Genomic DNA, 19,318 nt, shown 5'->3' on the forward strand with positions numbered 1-19,318 from the left:
ATTAATTTATGTAAAATAATTGTGCTTATAACCGCTCCAGCATGTAAAGCATATGTTCTAACATTTGAGGCAGATCGGGAATGACCTCTTCCCCGAATCTTCTATGAAATTGTACCGTTATTTCGTTCAGCGGGGGTGCGTTGCTGTCGCCGTAAACGGAAGTGATCTTTTGGATCTGGTGAACATGGCTTCCCCATATCTCGGTGGTGAGCCTTTCGATGGCGGGACACTCGCTGTCCGGATCCTTCAGGTGCTTGTAAAAGACAGGTTGCATCTGGCAGCCGAGCGTCACTGAATCCAGCTCCATAATTTCTCCGGCCAAATCTTCCGTGTCCGCCCATAGCCGGAGTTCCGCCCAAGTCTCCGGTTTCCCCGGCAAACAGAACTGAATGGCGTAATAACGGGACATGGCCGACAACTCGACCCGGTCGCTTCGTCCAATGATCTGAAGCTGCCCATGCAGGTCCGAATCATAGACAGCGCCTTCAAGAACGACTTTTAAATTATCAAATACCGTTGGATCGAACAAGCCGATACTCCCTCCTTACCGTTTTCAGGATGGATTGACTGATTACCTGAGCTCACTTCACTTTATTATACACGGTTCGGCAGCAGGAGAAAAATGGGATTGACCCTCACACTAATGTCAGGGTTTATAATGGCATTACAATACAGAATCAGTAACTGAAGGCAGGTGAAGCCCATTTATGAAAATCGGCGAATTATCCAAGGCAACCGGAGCCAGCATCCGCTCGCTGCGATACTATGAACAGCAAGGTTTGATTGCTTCACGGCGAATGGATAACGGATACCGGGACTATAGCGGATTATCGGTCGATACGGTCAAGACCATACAGTTTTATCTGCAGCTCGGGTTGACGACCGAACAGATTTCAGGCTTCCTGAACTGTGTCATGGCCAGCAAGGAAGCGTTTTGCGAACAAATCATGCCCGTCTACCGCACCAAACTCAAAGAAATTGAAGAACAAATTGCTCTGTTGTCGTCGATAAAGTCAAACCTGGAAGAACGGATTACCTATCTTTTGGAGGAAAATCCGAAATTGAAGGAGGAAATGAATCATGAGCGTTAAAAGAGTGTCCACACCTGCCGAGTTCGGTCAAGAGCTGCTGCCTCAAGGTATTACGTTGGTAGATTTTGATGCCCCTTGGTGCCCGCCTTGCAAAGTGCTCGGCCCGCTTTTGGATCAACTGCATGAAGATTATAAGGGAGCCCTCAACCTGGTCAAAGTAAACTGCGATGAATCGCCGGAACTGGCTTCGACTTATGGGATCATGTCTCTGCCGACCGTCATTATGTTCCATCACGGTGAGCCCGTAGAGAAGCTGGTAGGATTAAGACCTAGAGAAGCATATGACAGAATCATCGAAAAATATCACATTAATGCCTAAATGATTAAAGCAAACAACGGGCTGTCCCTAATGGGCCGCCCGTTGTTCTATATTCGAAGGTTAAGCTAAGGCTTTAAAACAACCTTGATACAGTTTTCTTCCTTGTCATTGAATATTTTATAACCATGTTCCCCCTGATCCAGCGGCAAACGGTGCGTTATGATATCGGTCGGATCAAACCGGCCGGACCGGATTTGTTCATACAGCTCGGGAATCAAATGAATCACCGGCGCTTGTCCGGTTCTAATGTTGATATTCCGTTCGAACAGATCGCCGAAAGGAAACAGGTTGTATTTCAAGCCGTATACGCCCGTCACCTGAATGGTCCCCCCTTTGCGGACCACCTTGGTTGCCAGATTGAATGCGCTGAGCGAACCGCCTTGAAGCATGAGCGCGGTCTCGACCTTTTCAGCCACCGATTTCTTGGCGTCGAGACCCACACAGTCAATGACCACATCTGCCCCGCCCCGCGTGATCTCTTTTAAATGCTCTTCCAGATGATCGACCTTCTCGAAATTGAAAATCTCCACCCCGTTGGTCCGCTTGGCGTGTTCTAGGCGATAATCCAGATGATCGACGGCGATTACACGTTTCGCCCCTTTTTGCCAGGCGAATTTTTGCGTAAGCAGTCCGACGGGGCCGCAGCCGAGAATGATGACGGTATCCCCGGCCTTTACACCGCCGTTGATTACGCTCCAATAAGCCGTTGGAACGATGTCGGACAGGAACAGCAGCTTTTCGTCTTCCATTTCGGCATTCTCGGGAATGACGAAAGGAACAAAGTTCCCGAAAGGTACGCGCATCAATTCCGCCTGGCCGCCGGCATAATCCCCATAACGGGACGAATACCCGAAATATCCGCCGGTATCCCGGTTCTCATTCGCATTGTCGCATTGACTTTCAAGTTGGTTTTTGCAGAAAAAACATTCCCCGCAAGCAACGTTGAAAGGAATAATGACCCGATCTCCTTTCTTCACTCGTGTCACTTCAGGACCTACGTCCTCTACAATTCCCATCGGCTCATGGCCGATTACGTAATCATCGTACATGCCGAGAATTTCCCCGTTATAAATATGCAGGTCAGAACCGCAAATGGCGGTCGAGGAGACTCGAACAACAATATCGTCTTTCTTTTGAAGCCTGGCATCCTCCACTTCTTTCACGCGAATGCTCTTCTTGCCTTGATAGGTTACCGCTTTCATGAACTCGCTCCCTTCTTGATTCGCGTTCATTGTACGCAGGTTTCATGCGAATTATTTATTATTACCCTAAACCATATTGAAACGACCTGAGTACATGAAAGAAATAAAAAAGGCCCCCGCGATCATATCGCAGGCAGCCTTTAAGTTATTTCAATGGGTTTAGCCTCATCCCATCTATCACTTACTCGTAGGTCGGCATTCCTTTTACTTGCTTTGCCAGTTCAATGTAGGGCCCGTCAGCCAGATTGTTAAAAGCCAAATGTGTGGCTCTTAAGCTTAGAAGCTGTTCCCCGGGACGTACCCCGAATTGCTCCCATGTCTGCAAAGGCAAACGGATGTAATGATCACTGGCCAGATAGGTCCAGCAGAACACCCGCTCTTTGAAGGTAAGCGTTTCCCCTGCTGGGATCGAAAAGCTTTGCAGCTGAGGCAAGCTTGCGAACACCTTCGCCAAAGGAGAATTGTCGATCAGTTCCTTGCAAACGACGCTGAATCCCTTCGCGGTATTGCGCCCTGACATGAGAATGACGTTGGAATTCGTTTGGATGTGATACTCCTGCAGGGCTTGATCCGGCAGGTAAAAGGATCCATCAGGAAGTATTTTGCTCCATGCGTAAAAATACTTCCCGTTTTTGGCGGTTACTGCCATTTCTTATCATCCCCCGAGAATTTTTACTAACCAATTTATTAGGTTAATCATCACTCAAGGAGTGGAATTGGTGATATGATATTCGTCACCATTCCATCAGAAATGGAAATATTTTGGATTATGTGTTTAAATCCTCGGTCTTTTGGGACAAATAAATCTGATATATCTTTACCACTATAATTTTAAGCATCATATATACGGGAATCGCTAAGATCATGCCTAAAATTCCGCCGAAATCACCGGCGATCAAGAGCAGAACAATCGTGGTCAACGGGTGAATGTTGATCGTCTTTCCGTAAATATAAGGAGAGATCAGGTTTCCTTCAATCTGTTGTGCGATAAACACGATAATGATGACCCACAGGACCATGGACGGAGATACCGTAAAAGCGACGATTACGCAAGGGATGGCTCCGAGCAGAGATCCAAAGTACGGGATAAAGTTAAACAATGCTCCGACAATCGCCAATAGCAAAGGATATGGCAAACCGATCAGCCAAAAACCGAGGAAACTCATTACGGCCAGCACCACGGCGCTGATCATTCTTCCGGCGATGAAGCCCTTCAGCATCGTGTCGATATCATGAATCGTAATTTCCCCTTCGCGGCGGAAGTTCTTCGGTACCATGCGTACCAGAGACGGAGTCACCCGATGATCTTCCTTCAACATATAGTACAGCATGATCGGAACCGTACCGACGACGATGAAGAAATCATTCAGGAAGTTGAACACATGTGAGATGTAACCGGTAGCACTTTCAATTCCCGCGTTCACGTATTCCGTAATTTTATCCATCAGCTGCGTATCTTTATTGTCAAACATTGAAAAATAACGATTGTTGCGAATTTCGTTCATCTGACTTTGCAAACCGTCGATCAGCTGCGGCACGTTGTTGATGAATTCCGTGATCTGCTTCTGCAGCGGAGGCCACACGACCATCAGAAATATAGTGACAACTCCGGCAAACAGCAAATAAATAAACAGGATGGAAAGGATCCGGTTCATTTTTTTACTTTCAAGAAACTGGACGATCGGCCTCAGCAAATAATATAAGAACCCCGAAATCGTCAAAGGCACAATCAAAATCTGGACGAGCGTGGAGATCGGGTTAAAAATAAAATGAACCTTGTGAACCAAATAGATGATGGTCAGGACCATAATGGCTCCAAGGCATCTTCTGTAGAATGGTTTTTCCATCAATAGCGATCCCCCCTTTTATTTAAATATAGGTCTGCCTTACTCTGCGAGCGTGTTCCGGGCAGCGTCCAACAGTTCGTCAAATCCGTCATCGTCCTGCTCGATCCATTCGTCAACAGCCATAAATTCCGCCTCAATCCCGGATTCCCGGGCATAATTCAAGCTGTAGTCCCATTCCTTTCCTTTTTTGCTGAAAAATGTGATCTCATAGGCGGCTTTATGTCCCTCCACTTCAAATATTGTTTTACCCAAAAAAGCTCCCTCATCATCTTTATGCATGTCCGCTTGCAAAATGTTCAACTTCATATCAGCCATAACTCCTTTTCCTGTAATTTCTCTTTAAATGTCGATCTAATTTAAGGTTTCTACTATAATGGTTGTTATTGAGGAAAGATGTAGCCAACCTTTATTGAAATATCGTACCATGTTTTACGTCAATAGCAAGATCATGTAAGAGGTGAATAATCATTGTCCAAGCATCGCAGTAAAACCAGCAAGAAGAGGAAGTCCAATCCGCTTACTCCGGCAAAAACACTATCATTTGGCTTCGGCATCATCATTATTCTGGGTACATTTCTGTTGTCCCTTGGACCGGCGTCAGCCGACGGGCGCCCGATGAAATTGATCGACGCCTTCTTCATGGCCACATCGGCTACCTGCGTGACCGGGCTTGCCGTCGTTGATACGGGCACCCATTTTTCCCTCTTCGGTGAAATCGTAATTCTGACGTTGACCCAGCTCGGAGGGCTCGGCTTCATGACCTTCGGCACACTGATCGCGCTGGCGTTCAACCGCCGAATTTCACTGCGGGAGAAGCTGGTGCTCCAGGAGGCGATGAATTATAACTCCATGGAAGGGCTAGTTACCCTGATCCGCCGGGTCATTACATACGCCGTTGTGATCGAAGGAACGGGCGCACTCCTGCTGGCCGCCAGATGGATGCTGGACATGCCTTGGCACAAGGCGTTGTATTACGGCATTTTCCACAGTATATCGATCTTTAATAACGCGGGCTTTGATTTATTCGGACCCCTTCACGGGGAATTCAGCGGTCTCTCCGAGTACTCCAACGACCCTTTCGTCAACGTCGTCTTAATGATTCTGATCGTTCTGGGCGGCATCGGGTTTATCGTGATATCAGATCTGCTGCACTATTCCCGTACCCGGAAGCTGTCGCTGCATTCTAAAGTCGTCCTTAGCATGTCCGCGTTCCTGATCGTTGGCGGAGCTCTGATGATGTTCATCCTGGAGATGGGAAATCCAGCTACGCTGAAGCCGTTAGGCTGGGGAAATCAAATCATGACCTCCTTATTCCATTCGATCAGTTCCAGATCAGGCGGCGTGAGTACGCTTAGTATGGCGGATATGCAGCATTCCACCCAGTTTATGTTCATCCTGCTCATGTTCATTGGAGCGGCTCCCGGCTCTACTGGCGGGGGAATCAAAGTTACGGTGTTCGCCGTTCTTCTCGGTGCGATGTATTCCATGCTCCGCGGCCGGGAAGATATCGTCTTGTTCCGCAGACGTCTTTCCAAGGGAGCGATTATGCGTGCGATCACCCAAACCTGGCTCGCCTTGTTTCTCGTCATCTTCGTGGCCATGGTGCTGTCTGCCATTGAGGACAGGGAATTCCTCCCCCTGCTCTTCGAAACCACCTCGGCGTTTGCAACGGCAGGGTTCAGTCTTGACCTGACTCCGCGGCTGACGGACACGAGCAAAGGCGTGCTTTGCCTGGTCATGTTCCTGGGCCGGGTCGGCCCGGTTACATTGGCGTATGCCCTGGCACCGAAATCGGAGAAAGAGCTGTTCAAGTATCCGGAAGGAAAAATAACCATCGGTTAATTGGATAGTCTAAAAAAATCGTAGTATGATATATCAATAACCATTTTTTAGATTACGGAGGTAGGACAATGTCTGATTTTCAAGAAAAGCTACAGAAATATGCTGAGTTGGCCGTTAAAGTAGGTGCCAATGTTCAGCCCGGTCAAAACCTGATCGTGGTCGCCACAGTAGATTCGGTGGAACTTGTACGTTTGATTGTTAAGCAAGCCTATGAAGCCGGAGCAAGATTTGTAAAAGTCAACTGGAGCGACGACACCGTCACCCGGTTGCGTTATGAGCATGCGGCGGATGAATCCTTCCTGGATGATCCAAAATGGTACGCCGGAGAGATGCTCGAATATGTAGAAGGCGGCGCGGCTGTTCTTCACGTCATTTCCTCGGACCCCGACTTACTGACCGGTATTGATCCGCAGCGGATCACCAATCATCAGAAAACATACGGCAAAGCCATGAGTAAATATCGCGAGCTCCAAATGTCGGATAAGTTCAGCTGGTCTATCGTTGCCGTTCCGTCGAAAACTTGGGCGGCCAAAGTGTTCCCGGATCTTCCGGAAGCCGAACAGGTGAATGCTCTGTGGGAGGCGATTTTCCGTACCGTACGTATCGATCAGCCTGATCCGATCGGCGCTTGGCGCGATCATATTGCAAATCTGAATAAGAAATCCGAATATCTGAATTCCAAAAAGTATAAGAAGCTTCACTATCTTGCACCAGGAACCGATTTGACGATCGAACTGCCTGAAGGGCATATCTGGGTCGCTGCAGAGAGCATCAATGCCCAAGGCAACACGTTCCTGGCGAACCTCCCGACCGAAGAAGTGTTTACGGCACCGCTGAAAACCGGTGTCAACGGTACCGTATCCAGCACGAAGCCGCTTAGCTATAATGGAAACATCATCGATAAGTTCAAACTTACGTTTGAAAACGGCCGTATCATTGACTTCTCTGCAGAGGTGGGAGAATCCACGCTCAAACAGCTCGTTGAGCTGGACGAAGGCTCGCATTATTTGGGCGAGGTCGCCCTCGTGCCGCACGGATCGCCGATATCGCAATCCGGCATCTTGTTCTATAACACTTTGTTCGACGAGAATGCATCCAACCATCTGGCGATCGGCAATGCTTACGCCTTTAACCTGGAAGGCGGAAAGTCCATGACTCGCGAAGAATTGAACAAGCATGGATTGAATGCCAGCTTTGCACATGAGGACTTTATGGTCGGTTCCGCGGAAATGGACATTTTCGGGGTAACGGGCGACGGCAAAGAAGAGCAAATTTTCAAAAAAGGAAACTGGGCGTTTTAATAAGCTCTCACTTTATTTATTCACGAATAAGAGCACCCCGCCGAAGATCGGCGAGGTGCTCTTTTGTTCTGATACAGCATTTACTTGTGCTTATGAAGATAAATCCAATAAACCAACTAGGAGTAGAGCTATAATTAAAATAGAACCGCCATAAATGAGCGTCAGTTTAATCAGATTCTTTTTCGTTCGCTTGTCATAGTCGGGATTGCCTGTTCGATTCTCCTTGGAATTTCCGATAATTAGCGTACCTGCCGCGGCAATAGCCACAAGCGCTACAATAACGATATACAGCCACATTCCTGCTTCTCCCCCTTCATTTCATTTCTTCCCTGCTGTTATTCTTTTTCCGGCAATCCCAGCGGATTTGAATTTACCCGCTTGATCAATACGGCAGCCGTGCTGAATATCACCAGCGCACCAATAAACCCTGCGAGAAGCCAAGACGAAGCGCCTGCTCCTCCCAGGTCCATGCTCTTCCCCATCAACAGCGGGAGTACCGCGCCCCCGATGCCGCCGGATGCGATCAGCAGACTCGGTGTCGTTTCCTCCGAACCCGGCAACATCTTGTTAGCGAACACCAAAGCGATGGAGAACAATCCGGACATAAACAATCCAAGCAGCAGAATCAAAGCGATCAGACCGGTTAATCCCCCGACGAGCGCAAAGCACGAAATCAGAAAGAAACTGATCAAACTCCCGCTAATGACATATCTGCTGTAGGATATTTTTTCCGCAATGATTCCCGCGAACAGTCTGCCTACCGTCATGGCGATCCAGAACAAAGTGACGCTGAGCGCGGCCGTCGCTTTATCCGTCCCTACCTTCTCAATCAGCATCGATGGAAGGAAATTGACGAAGCTCATCTCTGTCCCCACATAGAGGAAGAAGAACAGGATGAAGACAAGGAGCATCAACCCTCGGCTGCCTTGATATTGGCGAAGCAGACTTCCTTTTTCTTTGCGTCTCTCTTCCCTGGCATTTAATACGGCGTTCAATTCTTTGAAATTCCCTTTCCCCCACGCCAGCAGCATCACGAAAGCAAGCGTGCTGACCAACAGAAAGGAATACCGCCACATTTCCGCCCGGATGAGCCACCCGGCTACAAGCGGCATCAGAAGCGCTCCAACCCCGAAAAAGACTTCAAGCCGGCTCATCGCCACTGCCGTCCCCTCCGTAACGGCTACCAGAATAAGTGTTCCGATGACGGCCTCAATCATTCCGAAGCCGAAGCCGGCAACCGCGCCCACCGCGTACATCCATTCCCACGGCGGGAGCAGAGTGTATACCAGTTCGGCAACGAATAACATGCCTGTGGCAATCAGCAGCCCGTTTCGCTTTCCGAATTTTCCAATGAGCAAGGGAGATAAAAGCACTCCGATCAAAAAGCCGGTAAACTGTGCAAAAATCAGGGTCCCTCCTGCGCTGTAATCCTTGCCGTAATGCTCAAGCAGATTAGGCATAATCGATCCTACGACCACATGAGCCAGTCCGATCAATAAATAGGCCCAGCAACCGAACCACATCAACCTCTTCATTAAAACTCCTCTCATGATGCCAAGACCGCGTCTTTAATTCAAGCATCCTTACTTGAAGTAATTACAGTTTTAAGTATTAACTCCATTGTAAGATAAAGTCGACATTGCGTCACCCTACTTCATTCCGGGGTAAAGCATACATAGGCGATTGAAGGAACTTGGCCTATTTTCAGAAGGAGGGAAAGTTCATGAGCCATCTGACAAACGAACAGTTGACGAAATTAAAGGAATCTCTTCAACAGGAGAAGAGCGATCTCGAGAGACATTTTAGTGCGGACGGCAATGCCCAAGGCCAGGAAGAGTCGCTGCGGGTTTCGACGGGTGAATTGTCCGCTTACGACAACCATCCTGCCGATGTCGGGACGGAAACATTTGAACGAAGCCGCGATATGGCGGTTGATGATAACTTGGAAAGACGGCTTGAGGAAATAAATTCGGCATTGGACCGGATCGAGGATTCCAGCTATGGACAATGCGCCGTATGCGGCCGGGACATCCCTTACGAGCGTCTGGAGGCGGTTCCCTATACCGCTTATTGCGTGGAGCATACACCGGAACGGAACGTATCCGACTACCGGCCTGTAGAAGAGGATGTCATCACTCCACCCCCTAAGGGAGCCGGGGAAAACAGGCAGCGGGATGCCGGTAATTTCGATGACGCAGAGGCCTGGCATACTTTGGAAAAGTATGGAAATTCCGATTCCCCCGCTATGGCCGCTAAACGTAACCCAACTGATTACGATTCCCTAACGGTTGAAGACGACTGATCATTTATATAAGCCTTTCCTGCACTAATAATTGAACGTTCGAGATCAAGGGTGTTCTCCTCCGGGGGAACTCCCTTATTTCATCTTGTCATGGAAAATCATTCCTTTCACGCCCGGCTTATAGTAAAATCGAGATATTGGCTTTTTAGATTCATGCGCCTTAACGGCAAGAGAGGGGAGAACCATGCCGGAACGGTTAGAATGGCTGCTCGGAGCCGACTATCATCACCTGTCTGAGACCATTCAGGAAGATGTCTACTGTGCATTTTACGATCTTGTTTATGGGGCGATTTTTTACCTGGTAAAGGATCATCAGGCTGCCGAGGATATAATTCAAGAGGCATTTATTAAAGTTGTCACGAAAAAACCGGAATTTGAAAGTGTCAGCGGAATGAAATCATGGATGAAAACCGTAGCACGCAACACGACGATTAATTATTTTAGAAAAAATAAAAAATTTCGTAACCACTTGGACGTGGAACGTGTTTATATGGATATAGAGCCTATTGGTCCTATGGTCCCATCCGTAGAGCAGACGGTTGAAATCAAGATGATGGAGGAAGCCATCCTCTCTCATCTGAGTAAGTTGAAGCCGGAATACCGCCAATTAATGGAATTGCGTTGGAAGCAAGGCTTAAGTTATAAGGAGATTGCAGAGCAGCTGGATCTTTGCGAGAATATCGTCAGACAGCGTCTATTCCGAACCCGGGAAGGGATCAAGAAAATGCTATACAGAGAGTGGGGTGGCGACTATCAAAAACGAGAAAATGGAGCATCAAAAGTATCCCGATGAGTTTGAAGCCCTATTTAATGATGCATTTGATAACGCCATTGAGTCGCTTCCCTCTTATTCCGAATCCGATCGCCGCAAATCCTGGGAACAAGTTCAGAAGAAGCTTAACCGGAAACGGACCCGTTTAAATAGACGCCGTAAAGCTCAGTTGTTCGGTATTGTAGCTGCATCCATGCTTTTGGGGGCCGCTTTGTTCAGTCCTCCTTTAGTAACGAAGGCCATCTCCCCTATTTTTCAGGAGCTCAAAAATCTGGGCAGCGGGATGTCGCAAATGGTGTTCGGCAATGGACAGCCGCAAGCGGATCCATCAATGGCCAAGACACCTCCTCCGCCTGAAGATTTCACTGAGGATGAACTCAGAGAAATGAGCAAAGAGGTACACCTTGTCGATGCGGGGACTTATGAAACGGTAAAAATGGACATGGAGGAAGCCCGCGATACACTCGCCTTCTCTCTTCCCCGGATTACCAACATTCCGGAAAGATTTACTTTGGAATCACTCGAGGTGGTCATTCCGTCTGGAACGCCGGAAGACCCGAATACCTTCGGAAAGAGCGCTCACCTGCTCTACCGAACCGAAGACGGCCAAATACTCAGATTGACGTTCGATCTGTTGATGAATAACGAAATCCTGTCAACGATGAGTAAGGAAAATACCGAAGAGGTTGAACTGAATAATGGAAATATAGCGTTTATCAGCAGCGGAGACATGAGCGAAATCAATATGATGCTCGGGAATGTATATTTTAATGTGATCGGCAATGTGGACAGGGATGAAATTCTTGCGATCGCTAACGGGTTGAACCAATAAGTAATCATTGGATGTAAAAAAGGCGGGCAGTCCTTCAAAGGGCTGCCCGCCTTGCATGTTCTTTTATGTTTATGCGCCGGCTTCCTCGATCGGAATAAACTGCTGTTTCAGCAGCTTGACGCGTGAAATTCTCTTGTTGTCGGTCTCCTCCACCACATATAAATAGCCGTCGTATTCCACGGTTTGCCCGACTTGCGGCGGAAGAATTTCAATTCTGGAATACAGCCACCCGCCGATCGTATCGTAATCGTCGGAATCCAGTTCAAAACCGAACCGGTCGTTGACGGATTCGATCAGCATCAGCCCGTCGATGGAATAGGCATTCTCATCCACTTGCTCGATACCCGGTCGCTCCTCATCGAATTCATCCTGGATTTCGCCAACAATCTCTTCGACGATGTCTTCCAGGGTGACCATGCCGGAAGTGCCTCCGTATTCATCGATCAAGATGGCGATCTGGGTTTTCCCACGCTGCATCCGCTTCATCAAATCGCTGATCTGGATCGATTCAGGTACAGCCATGATGGGACGCAATAGATCGAGGTAATCCGAGGTATTCGAACGGATTAAATCTTTAATATGAATGAATCCAATAATATGGTCCTTATCATTATTGCAAACGGGATACCGCGTCCGGGTGCCTTCCAAAGCGATTGTCAGGTTTTCGTCCAATGAATTCTGAGTATAAAGGCAGATCATTTCCGTCCGCGGGATCATAATCTCCCTCGCCGTTGTGTCGGCGAACTCAAAAATATTATCAACGAGCGACATTTCCGTACTATCGATAAGTCCGCTTTCTGTGCTCTCCTTCATCATTACCCGGATTTCTTCCTCGGTATGCAGGGAATCCTGCTCGGACACCGGAGCAATGCCGAACAATCTCAGCAGTCCGGACGACAATCGATTTAGCGTCCATATGAAGGGGAACATCAGCTTATAGAACATTCTCATCGGCCTAGCCGATAAGAGAGTAATTTGCTCCGCTTTGCGTACGGCAATCGTTTTGGGCGCGAGTTCGCCGAGTACGATATGCAATACGGCAATCAGCAAGAAGGAAACAAACAGAGATACAATATGCACCGGTTTATCGCCAAACCCCGCAAACTCGAACAACGGATTCAGGAGCCGGGCTACGACCGGTTCGCCAAGCCATCCCAGGCCAAGGGAACAAAGTGTGATTCCAACCTGACAAGCGGATAAGTAACCGTCAAGGTGATTCAGCAAGCTCCTCACGATAACAGCGTTTTTTCGTCCTTCTTCGACTAAGGCATCGATTCGGCCGCTTCTGATTTTTACGATTGCAAATTCAGCAGATACGAAAAATCCGTTCAGCAGGACCAGTAACAGCATCAGTCCTATAGAAAAAAGACTCGGTAAAGGGTCAGTCAATACGTTTCCTATTCGCCGCAATCAGTGCGGTGAATAGGTGCACCTCCTTCGCGGTTTGAAATGATATTGATGTCTGATTTCGTAATATATCGTCAACTTCCCAATGGATTCATCTCCTTGTCAGATCATTAATTTAGCCTCTAAACAACCTCAGCAAATGAAACAACTTTGGTGAGTGTATTACTATTAATTATATAATTATACACTACACAGTCAAACCCCGGCGTATGCCAAGGAAACAGGCTGGGTTACGCACTTTTTTTGATTTGACGCGAAATAGGGCCTCCAGTAAGGAGGCCCCTTCATATTACAATTATCTCCGGGTTGTCGGCGGGTTCCCGATCGTGCCCGGGTATTGATACACCAGCGGCTGATCGAACGTAGCAAAATCCAGATTAACCATCAGCAGAATGGTGCGCACGCCTGTATTAGGGTCGCTGATGATGATATGGTCACGGCCGGCCGCTTCGAGTACGCCCTTGAAGATTTTAGCGTTCCACTCGGAATTGTTCTCATATGTCATGTAGAAAGTGCCTACTTTGCCCAGGTTCAAACGAAGTATGTTCTCGATAAACGACTGCTCATTCGTCGGAAATTGTACCGGCACCACGGTTCCGGATGGTGTCATCGGACTGCCGCTCGGAACTTGAGGCGGTTGGCCGCCCGTGGTTCCTGTTCCCGATGGATAAGTCCCTGAAGGATAAGTCCCGGATGGAGTTCCTCCTCCGATAGTGTATGTGACCGGCCGATAAGGTTGATTAAACATGGAAATAATTCCTCCTCAAAATGATCTTACTTATGTTCTTTAAATATCCTGAAGGGCGGAGCGTCGCTGTTTCCTCAATATACGGCCGGGCAATCTTCCCCACTCGGGGCAAAGAAGCAATGCGCCTTCCATCGTCCGGTGTTGGTCTGGTCATACCAGGTGTCCGGGCAATCCCCAGCCGGTCTGAAGAACCATAGAGCATTGGATGCAGGCCATATTTTTTCGCCGTTGATTACTCGCTGGGCCAGTCGAATATCGCGGTCCCGGGCTTTTTGATAAAAATAACCCTTCTGCGTAGCTTCAAAGCCGCCCGGCGATTGGAACACCATGTCGTTCATGTTTCGTACGTTCTTGAAATCAAGACAACCACCGAGAATCCGGTTGACTCCGACGTTGCCGACCATCAGCATGCCTTGCTCGCCTTCTCCCTCGGCTTCCGCCCGCATAAGCCGTGCTAGAAGTTTGACATCCTCGGAATTAGTTCTAATAACAGCCAAATTCCGTTTCCCCCCTTTCCTCTCTTCTCAACGCTATATCCTATGTGCTAATGCCTATATTGGTGCAAACACCTATCAATTTGACCAGGCTGTCAAGGAAGAAATCGTGTTCCGACTATGAAGGCGGTTGCAATTTTGAATATTTAGTGACCATTTCTATGGACGCGCTTACATGAATAGCATATACTGATAAGGAATAAGGATTTTCCTTTTAGGAGGTTCTCCCATGAAAATCGCAATCATTGGCGGCGGTTTGGCCGGCTTGACGGCTGCCGCATATCTTTCCGACAGCCCGGACACCGAAGGTACGGTGTTTGAACGCAGTCCGCAGCTGGGCGGGCGCGCATTTACTTATGAGAAATCCGGTTTTACGCTCAATTATGGAGCACATGCGGTTTACGGCATCGACAGACATACCTTGCAGCATATGGAGGAAGAGCTTGACCTTAAATTCCAGAGCAAGCAAGTGGATAAACGAAAGGTCGTATATGCCAAGCATGGTAATTTGACACCCGCTCCGCTAGATTTCGTGAATATTATGAAGACCGATGTGCTGACCACGATGGAAAAGGTAAGATTCGTAGCGGAAATTGCCGCAGTAATCGGAAACATTCACCAACTGAAGCACTACCAGACACTCGGAGAATATTTGGATAAATCCAATGCTTCCTCCGATGTCAAAGAATTATGGGAGCATCTGGTGAGCTCGAACTTCTTTATTACGCCGGATGATGCTCGCAAGGTGTCAGGTGAAGTGATTGCCGATTACTACCACAATCTGTTCCTCTCCAGCAAACCGGTCAATTATATTCTCGGCAGTTGGGCGACGATTACGGAACAGCTGGTTCAAAAGATCAATGACAATGAGAAATGGGATATTGCGGTTAAAGAACCGGTTGAATCGATTGTAATGGAGAATGGGAAGTTTATTTTGAAGACCAAAACCCGGGAAGCCCTGGAGTATGATCAGGTTATATTTGCAATGCCTGTCCAACAGGTATACAAATTGCTGGAATCCTCCCCTTGGGCCGGGGCTCTTGAACCGTTTAAGGACAATTCGTGCACGGAGGTCCTCGTCTATGACGTAGGCTTCTCCAAAGTAGTAGCCCGTCCATTCCACTATATCAGCGATATGGACAACAAAGTATTTATAAGCGACGTGTCGGCTACCGACTATACGGTCGTTCCAGTAGGCGGACAGCTTCTGCAAGGGATCGCCTATTTGAATGACGATTTCCAGGATGAGGATCAGAAGAAAGAATATCTGGAAAGTAAAACTCAGCAAATGGAAGCGTTATTCGATACTTATTATCCGGATTGGCGGGAACATACGGCTGTAAAACGCGTTTCTAAGAAAGCCATGGTGTCGAGTGTCAAGAACATCCACACCAACAAGCTGCTCCCAAGCAAACTGCCGGGCGTTCCGTTCCTCTTCTGCGGGGACGGCTGCGAAGGCAAAGGCGAGCTCGCTGAACGGGCTTTCTCCAGCGGGCGTGCCGCTGCTCAAATGATGCTGTCCGATAAAGTTAAGACTAAGGCACTGACGCATTGATCTAGCATTCATCATCTTTCAAACAAAAAGAGCTGTCCGATGGACAGCTCTTTATTATTTTATGGGAAGCCCGTTAATAATGGCGATACTCCTGAAGCGAGGCCCGATATGTTTTGCTTAGACGTTCAAAACCAAGGTAACGGCTGCCTTGAAACGTAAGCTTCCCCTCATCCCCTTCCGAGCATTGGCCATACTCTTGCCCGCTCACACCAAATTCCATCCGGTCCCCGCTCTCGACTTCAAAGGTAATGTAATACTTGCTGTCCGAACGGTTTACGGAGAGATCCGTATCATGCCTGTGGGAGACCTCGGTCCGTTTACCGACGATGACAGACGAAACACTCAGCACCGGTTGCCGGTTATTGGTCCAATGCCGTTTGATGCCGCCTGCTGCCGTTAAAGCAATGATCCCGAGAATAACGGCAACAAAAACCGGGAAAGCCGTATTCATCACCCCGAACATTTCCATCCAAGATTGCACGCTTCTCCCTCCTTAACAAGCATCGGTCTATTACGATAGCCTGACAGCCTCCCCTTCTCTCCTATGTATATGCCGTCCAAATCAAAACTTGTTATTCCGGCCCCTGTGAAAATATGCCACCCTTGTCCCTATATTTTGGACATTCCTTTATATGCATGAAAAAACAAATAACCTTCGGTTCCTGGGCAGAACCGAAGGTTATTTAGATGATGAGGAAGCTATTGTATCAGGCATAATAGAATTGAAGCAATTCGCGGGTTTCATGAACACCCTCTGTTTCCATCTCGTTAAGTCCTTGCTCCGCCCAGCAAGCTTGGCAAGCTTCCTCGGTCATGCACAGATGAGCGTCGTCGCAAGTGTAGCAAAGTTGGAGGAAATTGCGGGTTAAATTCTCAGCGTTCATAGTTTTCATTTTGGCTCACTCCTAATGGTTTGTTTTTGATTTGTTTGGCTTGAATGTGTTTCCTTCTTACAAGTTAAATATATCACAAAGTTTAATTAGTGCACGTGATAAATTTCACAAATTAATGAACATCGTATTTCCCCTCTTTGTCGTCGGGCACCAAAATAAAAAAATGCCCGTCAGCACGCCTCTTAGAGTACGTGCCAACTGGCTCCGCCGTCTTGGGTTTGCAAGAGCAGCGATCGTTTTTTGTCGCTTTTTTCTACGAGTAACCAGCCCACCTTAGGAGAGAAGAACTGAATCTTTACCACTTCGGGATAATCGGCTAGCACTTCCTTCAATTTTACGTTCTCGGGAAACAATGTCCAGCTCTTTCCTTGATCCACGGTATGATACAAGGTTGCGTTTTGAATCGCCCACCCTTCCATAGGATTGAGGAAAGTCATCGATAGGTGAGCGTCGTTCCCGTCTCTCCAAGGCAAGCCAAATGGCGAAAGCAACCAACTCTTACCGGAATCCGAGGAAAAGTAACCGTTATATTTGACCGCCTCTTCCCGTTCGCAACCAATGGAGATCCAACCGGCAGAGCCGCTTCCGTTAAAAAAACTCGGAGCCCCTACTGAGAAACGACTGCAGGTACTAAATTTATCTTTTTCAAAAAAACCGTTATCTTTTGTCCACTGACTTCCGCCGTTTGTTGTTACATATAAAGCGGGCAGCCCGGCTTCGATCATCGTGATATATCCGTTAGTTTTATTTGTAAAAATCATTCCGACCGGATTTCCAAGCTTAGGCAGTGTATGATCGATGGATGACGTATCCGTCGGAAGAATTGGTGTGCTCATTATTTTGGTCCAAGTGGCCCCGCCGTTAGTGGTTGAATACAGCGCTTTGGCTTCACTGCTGTCCGGACCGTTACCGACCGTCAGAATCCAGCCGCGGTCCTGATCCAGGAAGTAGATGGAAGCCACATCATCCGCTTCGGGCAGTGAGGCCATCTTCCAGGTTAAGCCACCGTCACCTGTCCGCAGAATGATCGCTTCCCCGGAACCGAGCGAATCCCGGACGATCCAACCATGCTCCGCATCGACAAAAAACAAGTCGGTGCCGTATTCCGGATTATTCGGAAACTGGACCGATGCGGACGGCGATATATTAGTCCACGTTTTGCCGCTATCCTGAGTAACATATAACCGAAGCTCACTGCGGGTTGAACCCCAGGCCAGCCCTTTTGAGGCGCCTAGTAGCCGGAAATCGGTGAGCCGGGTTTGAATCTGATATTTCTTTCCTTCTTCAGCCGCTGGAAGAGAAGCGGATGAGTTGTTCACCGATGATTCCGGATTGATAACGGTCAGTGTCTGTCCTTCTTCAATCATCTCTTCCTCTTGCTGAGCAGGCTTATTGTTCGCCGGCAGGTGCCCCGAAGAGCAAGCAGTCAGCAGCAAACCCGCCATAACGGCGAATCCTGCCGCTTTGTACCACCATCTCACCAAGGAACCACCTCTCTTTCAAGAATCTCGCAGATTATTTTAATTATACCATAGGGAGAATCGTAGATTACAAACGCTGGTCCTTCGCAAAGTTCACAGAGAAGTGCTGGTCCGGCTTGTAGACCGCGAAGGAATACCCCTTCTTCTGCAAATAACTTATGATTTCTGGCAGAGCCTGTACCGTTTGCGATTTCTCATGCATCAGAATAACTTCGGTATCCCGGTGAACCTGTCTCTTAACCTCTTTGATGATACGATCGGGCTTTCCTGTATAGCTCCAATCTTTGGAATCGACAGTCCAGTCCCACATTTTAAATTTGGCAGCCGCAATGTCGTCCCGGAATTTCTCTCCGATTTCCGGCTTGCTTCCGTAAGGCGCCCGGATCAGCCACGGTGTGGTCCCGGTGATCTTTTTGATGAGAGCCTGTTCCTGCTTGAACTCCTTGATAAATTTCGCCGAGTTACCGCTTTGATATAACTTCTTCTTATCATGGGTCATACTGTGCAAGCCGACATAATTGCCATTTTCGGCCGCGTTTTTAACAGCTTTCTCATTCCCGTCCAATTGTCTTCCGATCATAAAAAAGGTGGCATGGATTCCATTTTGATTCAATATATCAACGATTTGATTCGTATATTTGCTTGGCCCATCGTCAAAGGTGAGATAAATGACTTTTTTGGCTGTAGCTTTATCGGTTTTTACTGCCGGTTTGTCTGGTTTCTCTTCCCCTTTTGACTCGGTCGTTTTGCTTGGGGGCAAGCCCTGGTCGTTCTTCTCGATAGTGGCAGGAGGTTCCATATCGTTCGGAATGGAGTTTTCTGATGCTTCGGGAACGCTTGAGCTTTCCCCTTCAGAAGCTGGGTCTTGTATAGTATCAACACCTTCGCCGCTTACTTGTCCCTCTTTAATAGTCGGACTCTCGGCAGAGCCTGCATATTTAGGCGTCACTACGGCCGCTGAGCCATAGCCGGCACTTTTACCCTGAATAACTGTCGTCGCCGCAAAAGCCGATAAGACTAATGAGGCGGAGGACAGTACCAATGCAGCGATAACCATGGATTTCATCTTACGAGTGGACTTCTTCTCCTGGTTGCGTCTGGATTGCTGCAATTTTTGTTCCTCTTCAATTCGGCTTATGTAAGACATTAAATTTCACTTATCCTCTCTCTATTAATACTACTAGAATAATATAAAAGAGAGTCCGGCGTCCTTACAGAATGGTTACATCTGA

General features: G+C 47.9%; 22 protein-coding genes. 8 read left to right on the forward strand and 14 right to left on the reverse strand.

The features are described 5' to 3' along the window. Positions 1 to 25 precede the first annotated feature (25 nt). Positions 26 to 529 carry a hypothetical protein gene (locus KB559_RS04725; protein WP_211020561.1) on the reverse strand — a complete coding sequence of 168 codons (504 nt, stop codon included), beginning with the start codon at positions 527 to 529 and terminating at the stop codon, positions 26 to 28. Between the two features lie 178 nt (positions 530 to 707). Here KB559_RS04725 and KB559_RS04730 point away from each other — a divergent pair, with 178 nt between their 5' ends. Both KB559_RS04730 and KB559_RS04735 read left to right on the forward strand, forming a co-directional pair. After that, positions 708 to 1,091, forward strand: a complete 384-nt coding sequence (locus KB559_RS04730; protein ID WP_211020562.1) for a MerR family transcriptional regulator — start codon at positions 708 to 710, stop codon at positions 1,089 to 1,091. Beyond that, complete coding sequence (locus tag KB559_RS04735; protein ID WP_211020563.1) at positions 1,081 to 1,410, forward strand: thioredoxin family protein; 330 nt, start codon at positions 1,081 to 1,083, stop codon at positions 1,408 to 1,410. Before KB559_RS04730 ends, KB559_RS04735 begins: the two co-directional genes overlap by 11 nt. A 65-nt stretch (positions 1,411 to 1,475) precedes the next feature. Here KB559_RS04735 and KB559_RS04740 read toward each other — a convergent pair whose 3' ends face one another. The 4 genes from KB559_RS04740 to KB559_RS04755 all read right to left on the reverse strand — a co-directional run bounded on the left by KB559_RS04740 (position 1,476) and on the right by KB559_RS04755 (position 4,765). Next, positions 1,476 to 2,612, reverse strand: coding sequence for a zinc-dependent alcohol dehydrogenase (locus KB559_RS04740; protein ID WP_211020957.1), 1,137 nt, complete (start codon positions 2,610 to 2,612; stop codon positions 1,476 to 1,478). 181 nt (positions 2,613 to 2,793) lie between these two features. Beyond that, the gene (locus tag KB559_RS04745; protein WP_211020564.1) at positions 2,794 to 3,261 is read right to left on the reverse strand and encodes a hypothetical protein; all 468 of its coding nucleotides are present in this window, start codon (positions 3,259 to 3,261) and stop codon (positions 2,794 to 2,796) included. Between the two features lie 118 nt (positions 3,262 to 3,379). Continuing rightward, a complete protein-coding gene (locus KB559_RS04750; protein ID WP_247681579.1) occupies positions 3,380 to 4,459 on the reverse strand; it encodes an AI-2E family transporter in 1,080 nt (359 codons plus the stop codon). Positions 4,460 to 4,498: 39 nt separating this feature from the next. Further along, positions 4,499 to 4,765: a hypothetical protein gene (locus KB559_RS04755; protein ID WP_211020566.1), complete on the reverse strand. Its 267-nt coding sequence runs from the start codon at positions 4,763 to 4,765 to the stop codon at positions 4,499 to 4,501. A gap of 162 nt (positions 4,766 to 4,927) precedes the next feature. On the opposite strand from KB559_RS04755, the gene KB559_RS04760 reads away from it, so the two are divergent. Both KB559_RS04760 and KB559_RS04765 read left to right on the forward strand, forming a co-directional pair. After that, on the forward strand, positions 4,928 to 6,301 hold the full coding sequence (locus KB559_RS04760; RefSeq protein ID WP_211020567.1) for a TrkH family potassium uptake protein: 1,374 nt from the start codon (positions 4,928 to 4,930) through the stop codon (positions 6,299 to 6,301). A 68-nt stretch (positions 6,302 to 6,369) separates the two neighbouring features. Further along, on the forward strand, positions 6,370 to 7,602 hold the full coding sequence (locus tag KB559_RS04765) for an aminopeptidase (protein ID WP_211020568.1): 1,233 nt from the start codon (positions 6,370 to 6,372) through the stop codon (positions 7,600 to 7,602). A 90-nt stretch (positions 7,603 to 7,692) separates the two neighbouring features. Here the strand turns inward: KB559_RS04765 and KB559_RS04770 are convergent, their stop codons facing one another. Beyond that, a complete protein-coding gene (locus KB559_RS04770) occupies positions 7,693 to 7,899 on the reverse strand; it encodes a hypothetical protein (RefSeq protein ID WP_211020569.1) in 207 nt (68 codons plus the stop codon). Between the two features lie 38 nt (positions 7,900 to 7,937). Next, entirely contained in the window at positions 7,938 to 9,137 is a 1,200-nt protein-coding gene (locus tag KB559_RS04775) for an MFS transporter (RefSeq protein WP_211020570.1), read from the reverse strand. A 188-nt stretch (positions 9,138 to 9,325) separates the two neighbouring features. Here KB559_RS04775 and KB559_RS04780 point away from each other — a divergent pair, with 188 nt between their 5' ends. The 3 genes from KB559_RS04780 (at position 9,326) to KB559_RS04790 (ending at position 11,508) form a co-directional block, all read left to right on the forward strand. Further along, positions 9,326 to 9,904: a TraR/DksA C4-type zinc finger protein gene (locus tag KB559_RS04780; RefSeq protein ID WP_211020571.1), complete on the forward strand. Its 579-nt coding sequence runs from the start codon at positions 9,326 to 9,328 to the stop codon at positions 9,902 to 9,904. Between the two features lie 184 nt (positions 9,905 to 10,088). Further along, the gene (locus KB559_RS04785; RefSeq protein ID WP_211020572.1) at positions 10,089 to 10,697 is read left to right on the forward strand and encodes an RNA polymerase sigma factor; all 609 of its coding nucleotides are present in this window, start codon (positions 10,089 to 10,091) and stop codon (positions 10,695 to 10,697) included. After that, complete coding sequence (locus tag KB559_RS04790; protein ID WP_211020573.1) at positions 10,672 to 11,508, forward strand: hypothetical protein; 837 nt, start codon at positions 10,672 to 10,674, stop codon at positions 11,506 to 11,508. The genes KB559_RS04785 and KB559_RS04790 overlap by 26 nt, the downstream gene beginning before the upstream one ends. A gap of 69 nt (positions 11,509 to 11,577) precedes the next feature. On the opposite strand, the gene KB559_RS04795 is transcribed toward KB559_RS04790, so the two are convergent. The 3 genes from KB559_RS04795 to KB559_RS04805 all read right to left on the reverse strand — a co-directional run bounded on the left by KB559_RS04795 (position 11,578) and on the right by KB559_RS04805 (position 14,160). Then, positions 11,578 to 12,858 carry a hemolysin family protein gene (locus tag KB559_RS04795; protein ID WP_211020574.1) on the reverse strand — a complete coding sequence of 427 codons (1,281 nt, stop codon included), beginning with the start codon at positions 12,856 to 12,858 and terminating at the stop codon, positions 11,578 to 11,580. 352 nt (positions 12,859 to 13,210) lie between these two features. After that, positions 13,211 to 13,663, reverse strand: coding sequence for a spore coat protein GerQ (gerQ, locus tag KB559_RS04800; protein ID WP_211020575.1), 453 nt, complete (start codon positions 13,661 to 13,663; stop codon positions 13,211 to 13,213). 74 nt (positions 13,664 to 13,737) lie between these two features. After that, positions 13,738 to 14,160 (reverse strand): cell wall hydrolase, encoded by a 423-nt coding sequence (locus KB559_RS04805; RefSeq protein WP_211020576.1) that lies wholly within the window; start codon positions 14,158 to 14,160, stop codon positions 13,738 to 13,740. A gap of 226 nt (positions 14,161 to 14,386) precedes the next feature. On the opposite strand from KB559_RS04805, the gene KB559_RS04810 reads away from it, so the two are divergent. Continuing rightward, positions 14,387 to 15,712, forward strand: coding sequence for a phytoene desaturase family protein (locus KB559_RS04810; protein WP_211020577.1), 1,326 nt, complete (start codon positions 14,387 to 14,389; stop codon positions 15,710 to 15,712). 73 nt (positions 15,713 to 15,785) lie between these two features. Here KB559_RS04810 and KB559_RS04815 read toward each other — a convergent pair whose 3' ends face one another. The 4 genes from KB559_RS04815 to KB559_RS04830 all read right to left on the reverse strand — a co-directional run bounded on the left by KB559_RS04815 (position 15,786) and on the right by KB559_RS04830 (position 19,233). Then, on the reverse strand, positions 15,786 to 16,193 hold the full coding sequence (locus KB559_RS04815) for a DUF2500 domain-containing protein (protein WP_290408085.1): 408 nt from the start codon (positions 16,191 to 16,193) through the stop codon (positions 15,786 to 15,788). A gap of 226 nt (positions 16,194 to 16,419) precedes the next feature. Further along, positions 16,420 to 16,605 carry a hypothetical protein gene (locus tag KB559_RS04820; protein ID WP_211020578.1) on the reverse strand — a complete coding sequence of 62 codons (186 nt, stop codon included), beginning with the start codon at positions 16,603 to 16,605 and terminating at the stop codon, positions 16,420 to 16,422. A 182-nt stretch (positions 16,606 to 16,787) separates the two neighbouring features. Further along, positions 16,788 to 18,086, reverse strand: coding sequence for a WD40/YVTN/BNR-like repeat-containing protein (locus tag KB559_RS04825; RefSeq protein WP_348772887.1), 1,299 nt, complete (start codon positions 18,084 to 18,086; stop codon positions 16,788 to 16,790). Between the two features lie 67 nt (positions 18,087 to 18,153). Beyond that, positions 18,154 to 19,233 (reverse strand): polysaccharide deacetylase family protein, encoded by a 1,080-nt coding sequence (locus KB559_RS04830; protein WP_211020579.1) that lies wholly within the window; start codon positions 19,231 to 19,233, stop codon positions 18,154 to 18,156. Between the last annotated feature and the right edge of the window lie 85 nt (positions 19,234 to 19,318).

It is taken from the genome of Paenibacillus sp. Marseille-P2973 (assembly GCF_018101095.1).
GTDB lineage: Bacteria > Bacillota > Bacilli > Paenibacillales > Paenibacillaceae > Fontibacillus > Fontibacillus vini.

Bases quoted from the DNA above. Each gene is read 5' to 3' on its own strand.
- KB559_RS04740 (WP_211020957.1), bottom strand. From the start codon at position 2,612: ATGAAAGCGGTAACCTATCAAGGCAAGAAGAGCATTCGCGTGAAAGAA.
- KB559_RS04820 (WP_211020578.1), bottom strand. From the start codon at position 16,605: ATGAAAACTATGAACGCTGAGAATTTAACCCGCAATTTCCTCCAACTT.
- KB559_RS04765 (WP_211020568.1), top strand. From the start codon at position 6,370: ATGTCTGATTTTCAAGAAAAGCTACAGAAATATGCTGAGTTGGCCGTT.
- gerQ (WP_211020575.1), bottom strand. From the start codon at position 13,663: ATGTTTAATCAACCTTATCGGCCGGTCACATACACTATCGGAGGAGGA.
- KB559_RS04730 (WP_211020562.1), top strand. From the start codon at position 708: ATGAAAATCGGCGAATTATCCAAGGCAACCGGAGCCAGCATCCGCTCG.
- KB559_RS04770 (WP_211020569.1), bottom strand. From the start codon at position 7,899: ATGTGGCTGTATATCGTTATTGTAGCGCTTGTGGCTATTGCCGCGGCA.
- KB559_RS04775 (WP_211020570.1), bottom strand. From the start codon at position 9,137: ATGAAGAGGTTGATGTGGTTCGGTTGCTGGGCCTATTTATTGATCGGA.
- KB559_RS04795 (WP_211020574.1), bottom strand. From the start codon at position 12,858: ATGCTGTTACTGGTCCTGCTGAACGGATTTTTCGTATCTGCTGAATTT.
- KB559_RS04810 (WP_211020577.1), top strand. From the start codon at position 14,387: ATGAAAATCGCAATCATTGGCGGCGGTTTGGCCGGCTTGACGGCTGCC.
- KB559_RS04750 (WP_247681579.1), bottom strand. From the start codon at position 4,459: ATGGAAAAACCATTCTACAGAAGATGCCTTGGAGCCATTATGGTCCTG.
- KB559_RS04745 (WP_211020564.1), bottom strand. From the start codon at position 3,261: ATGGCAGTAACCGCCAAAAACGGGAAGTATTTTTACGCATGGAGCAAA.
- KB559_RS04735 (WP_211020563.1), top strand. From the start codon at position 1,081: ATGAGCGTTAAAAGAGTGTCCACACCTGCCGAGTTCGGTCAAGAGCTG.
- KB559_RS04755 (WP_211020566.1), bottom strand. From the start codon at position 4,765: ATGAAGTTGAACATTTTGCAAGCGGACATGCATAAAGATGATGAGGGA.
- KB559_RS04790 (WP_211020573.1), top strand. From the start codon at position 10,672: ATGGAGCATCAAAAGTATCCCGATGAGTTTGAAGCCCTATTTAATGAT.
- KB559_RS04785 (WP_211020572.1), top strand. From the start codon at position 10,089: ATGCCGGAACGGTTAGAATGGCTGCTCGGAGCCGACTATCATCACCTG.
- KB559_RS04780 (WP_211020571.1), top strand. From the start codon at position 9,326: ATGAGCCATCTGACAAACGAACAGTTGACGAAATTAAAGGAATCTCTT.
- KB559_RS04830 (WP_211020579.1), bottom strand. From the start codon at position 19,233: ATGTCTTACATAAGCCGAATTGAAGAGGAACAAAAATTGCAGCAATCC.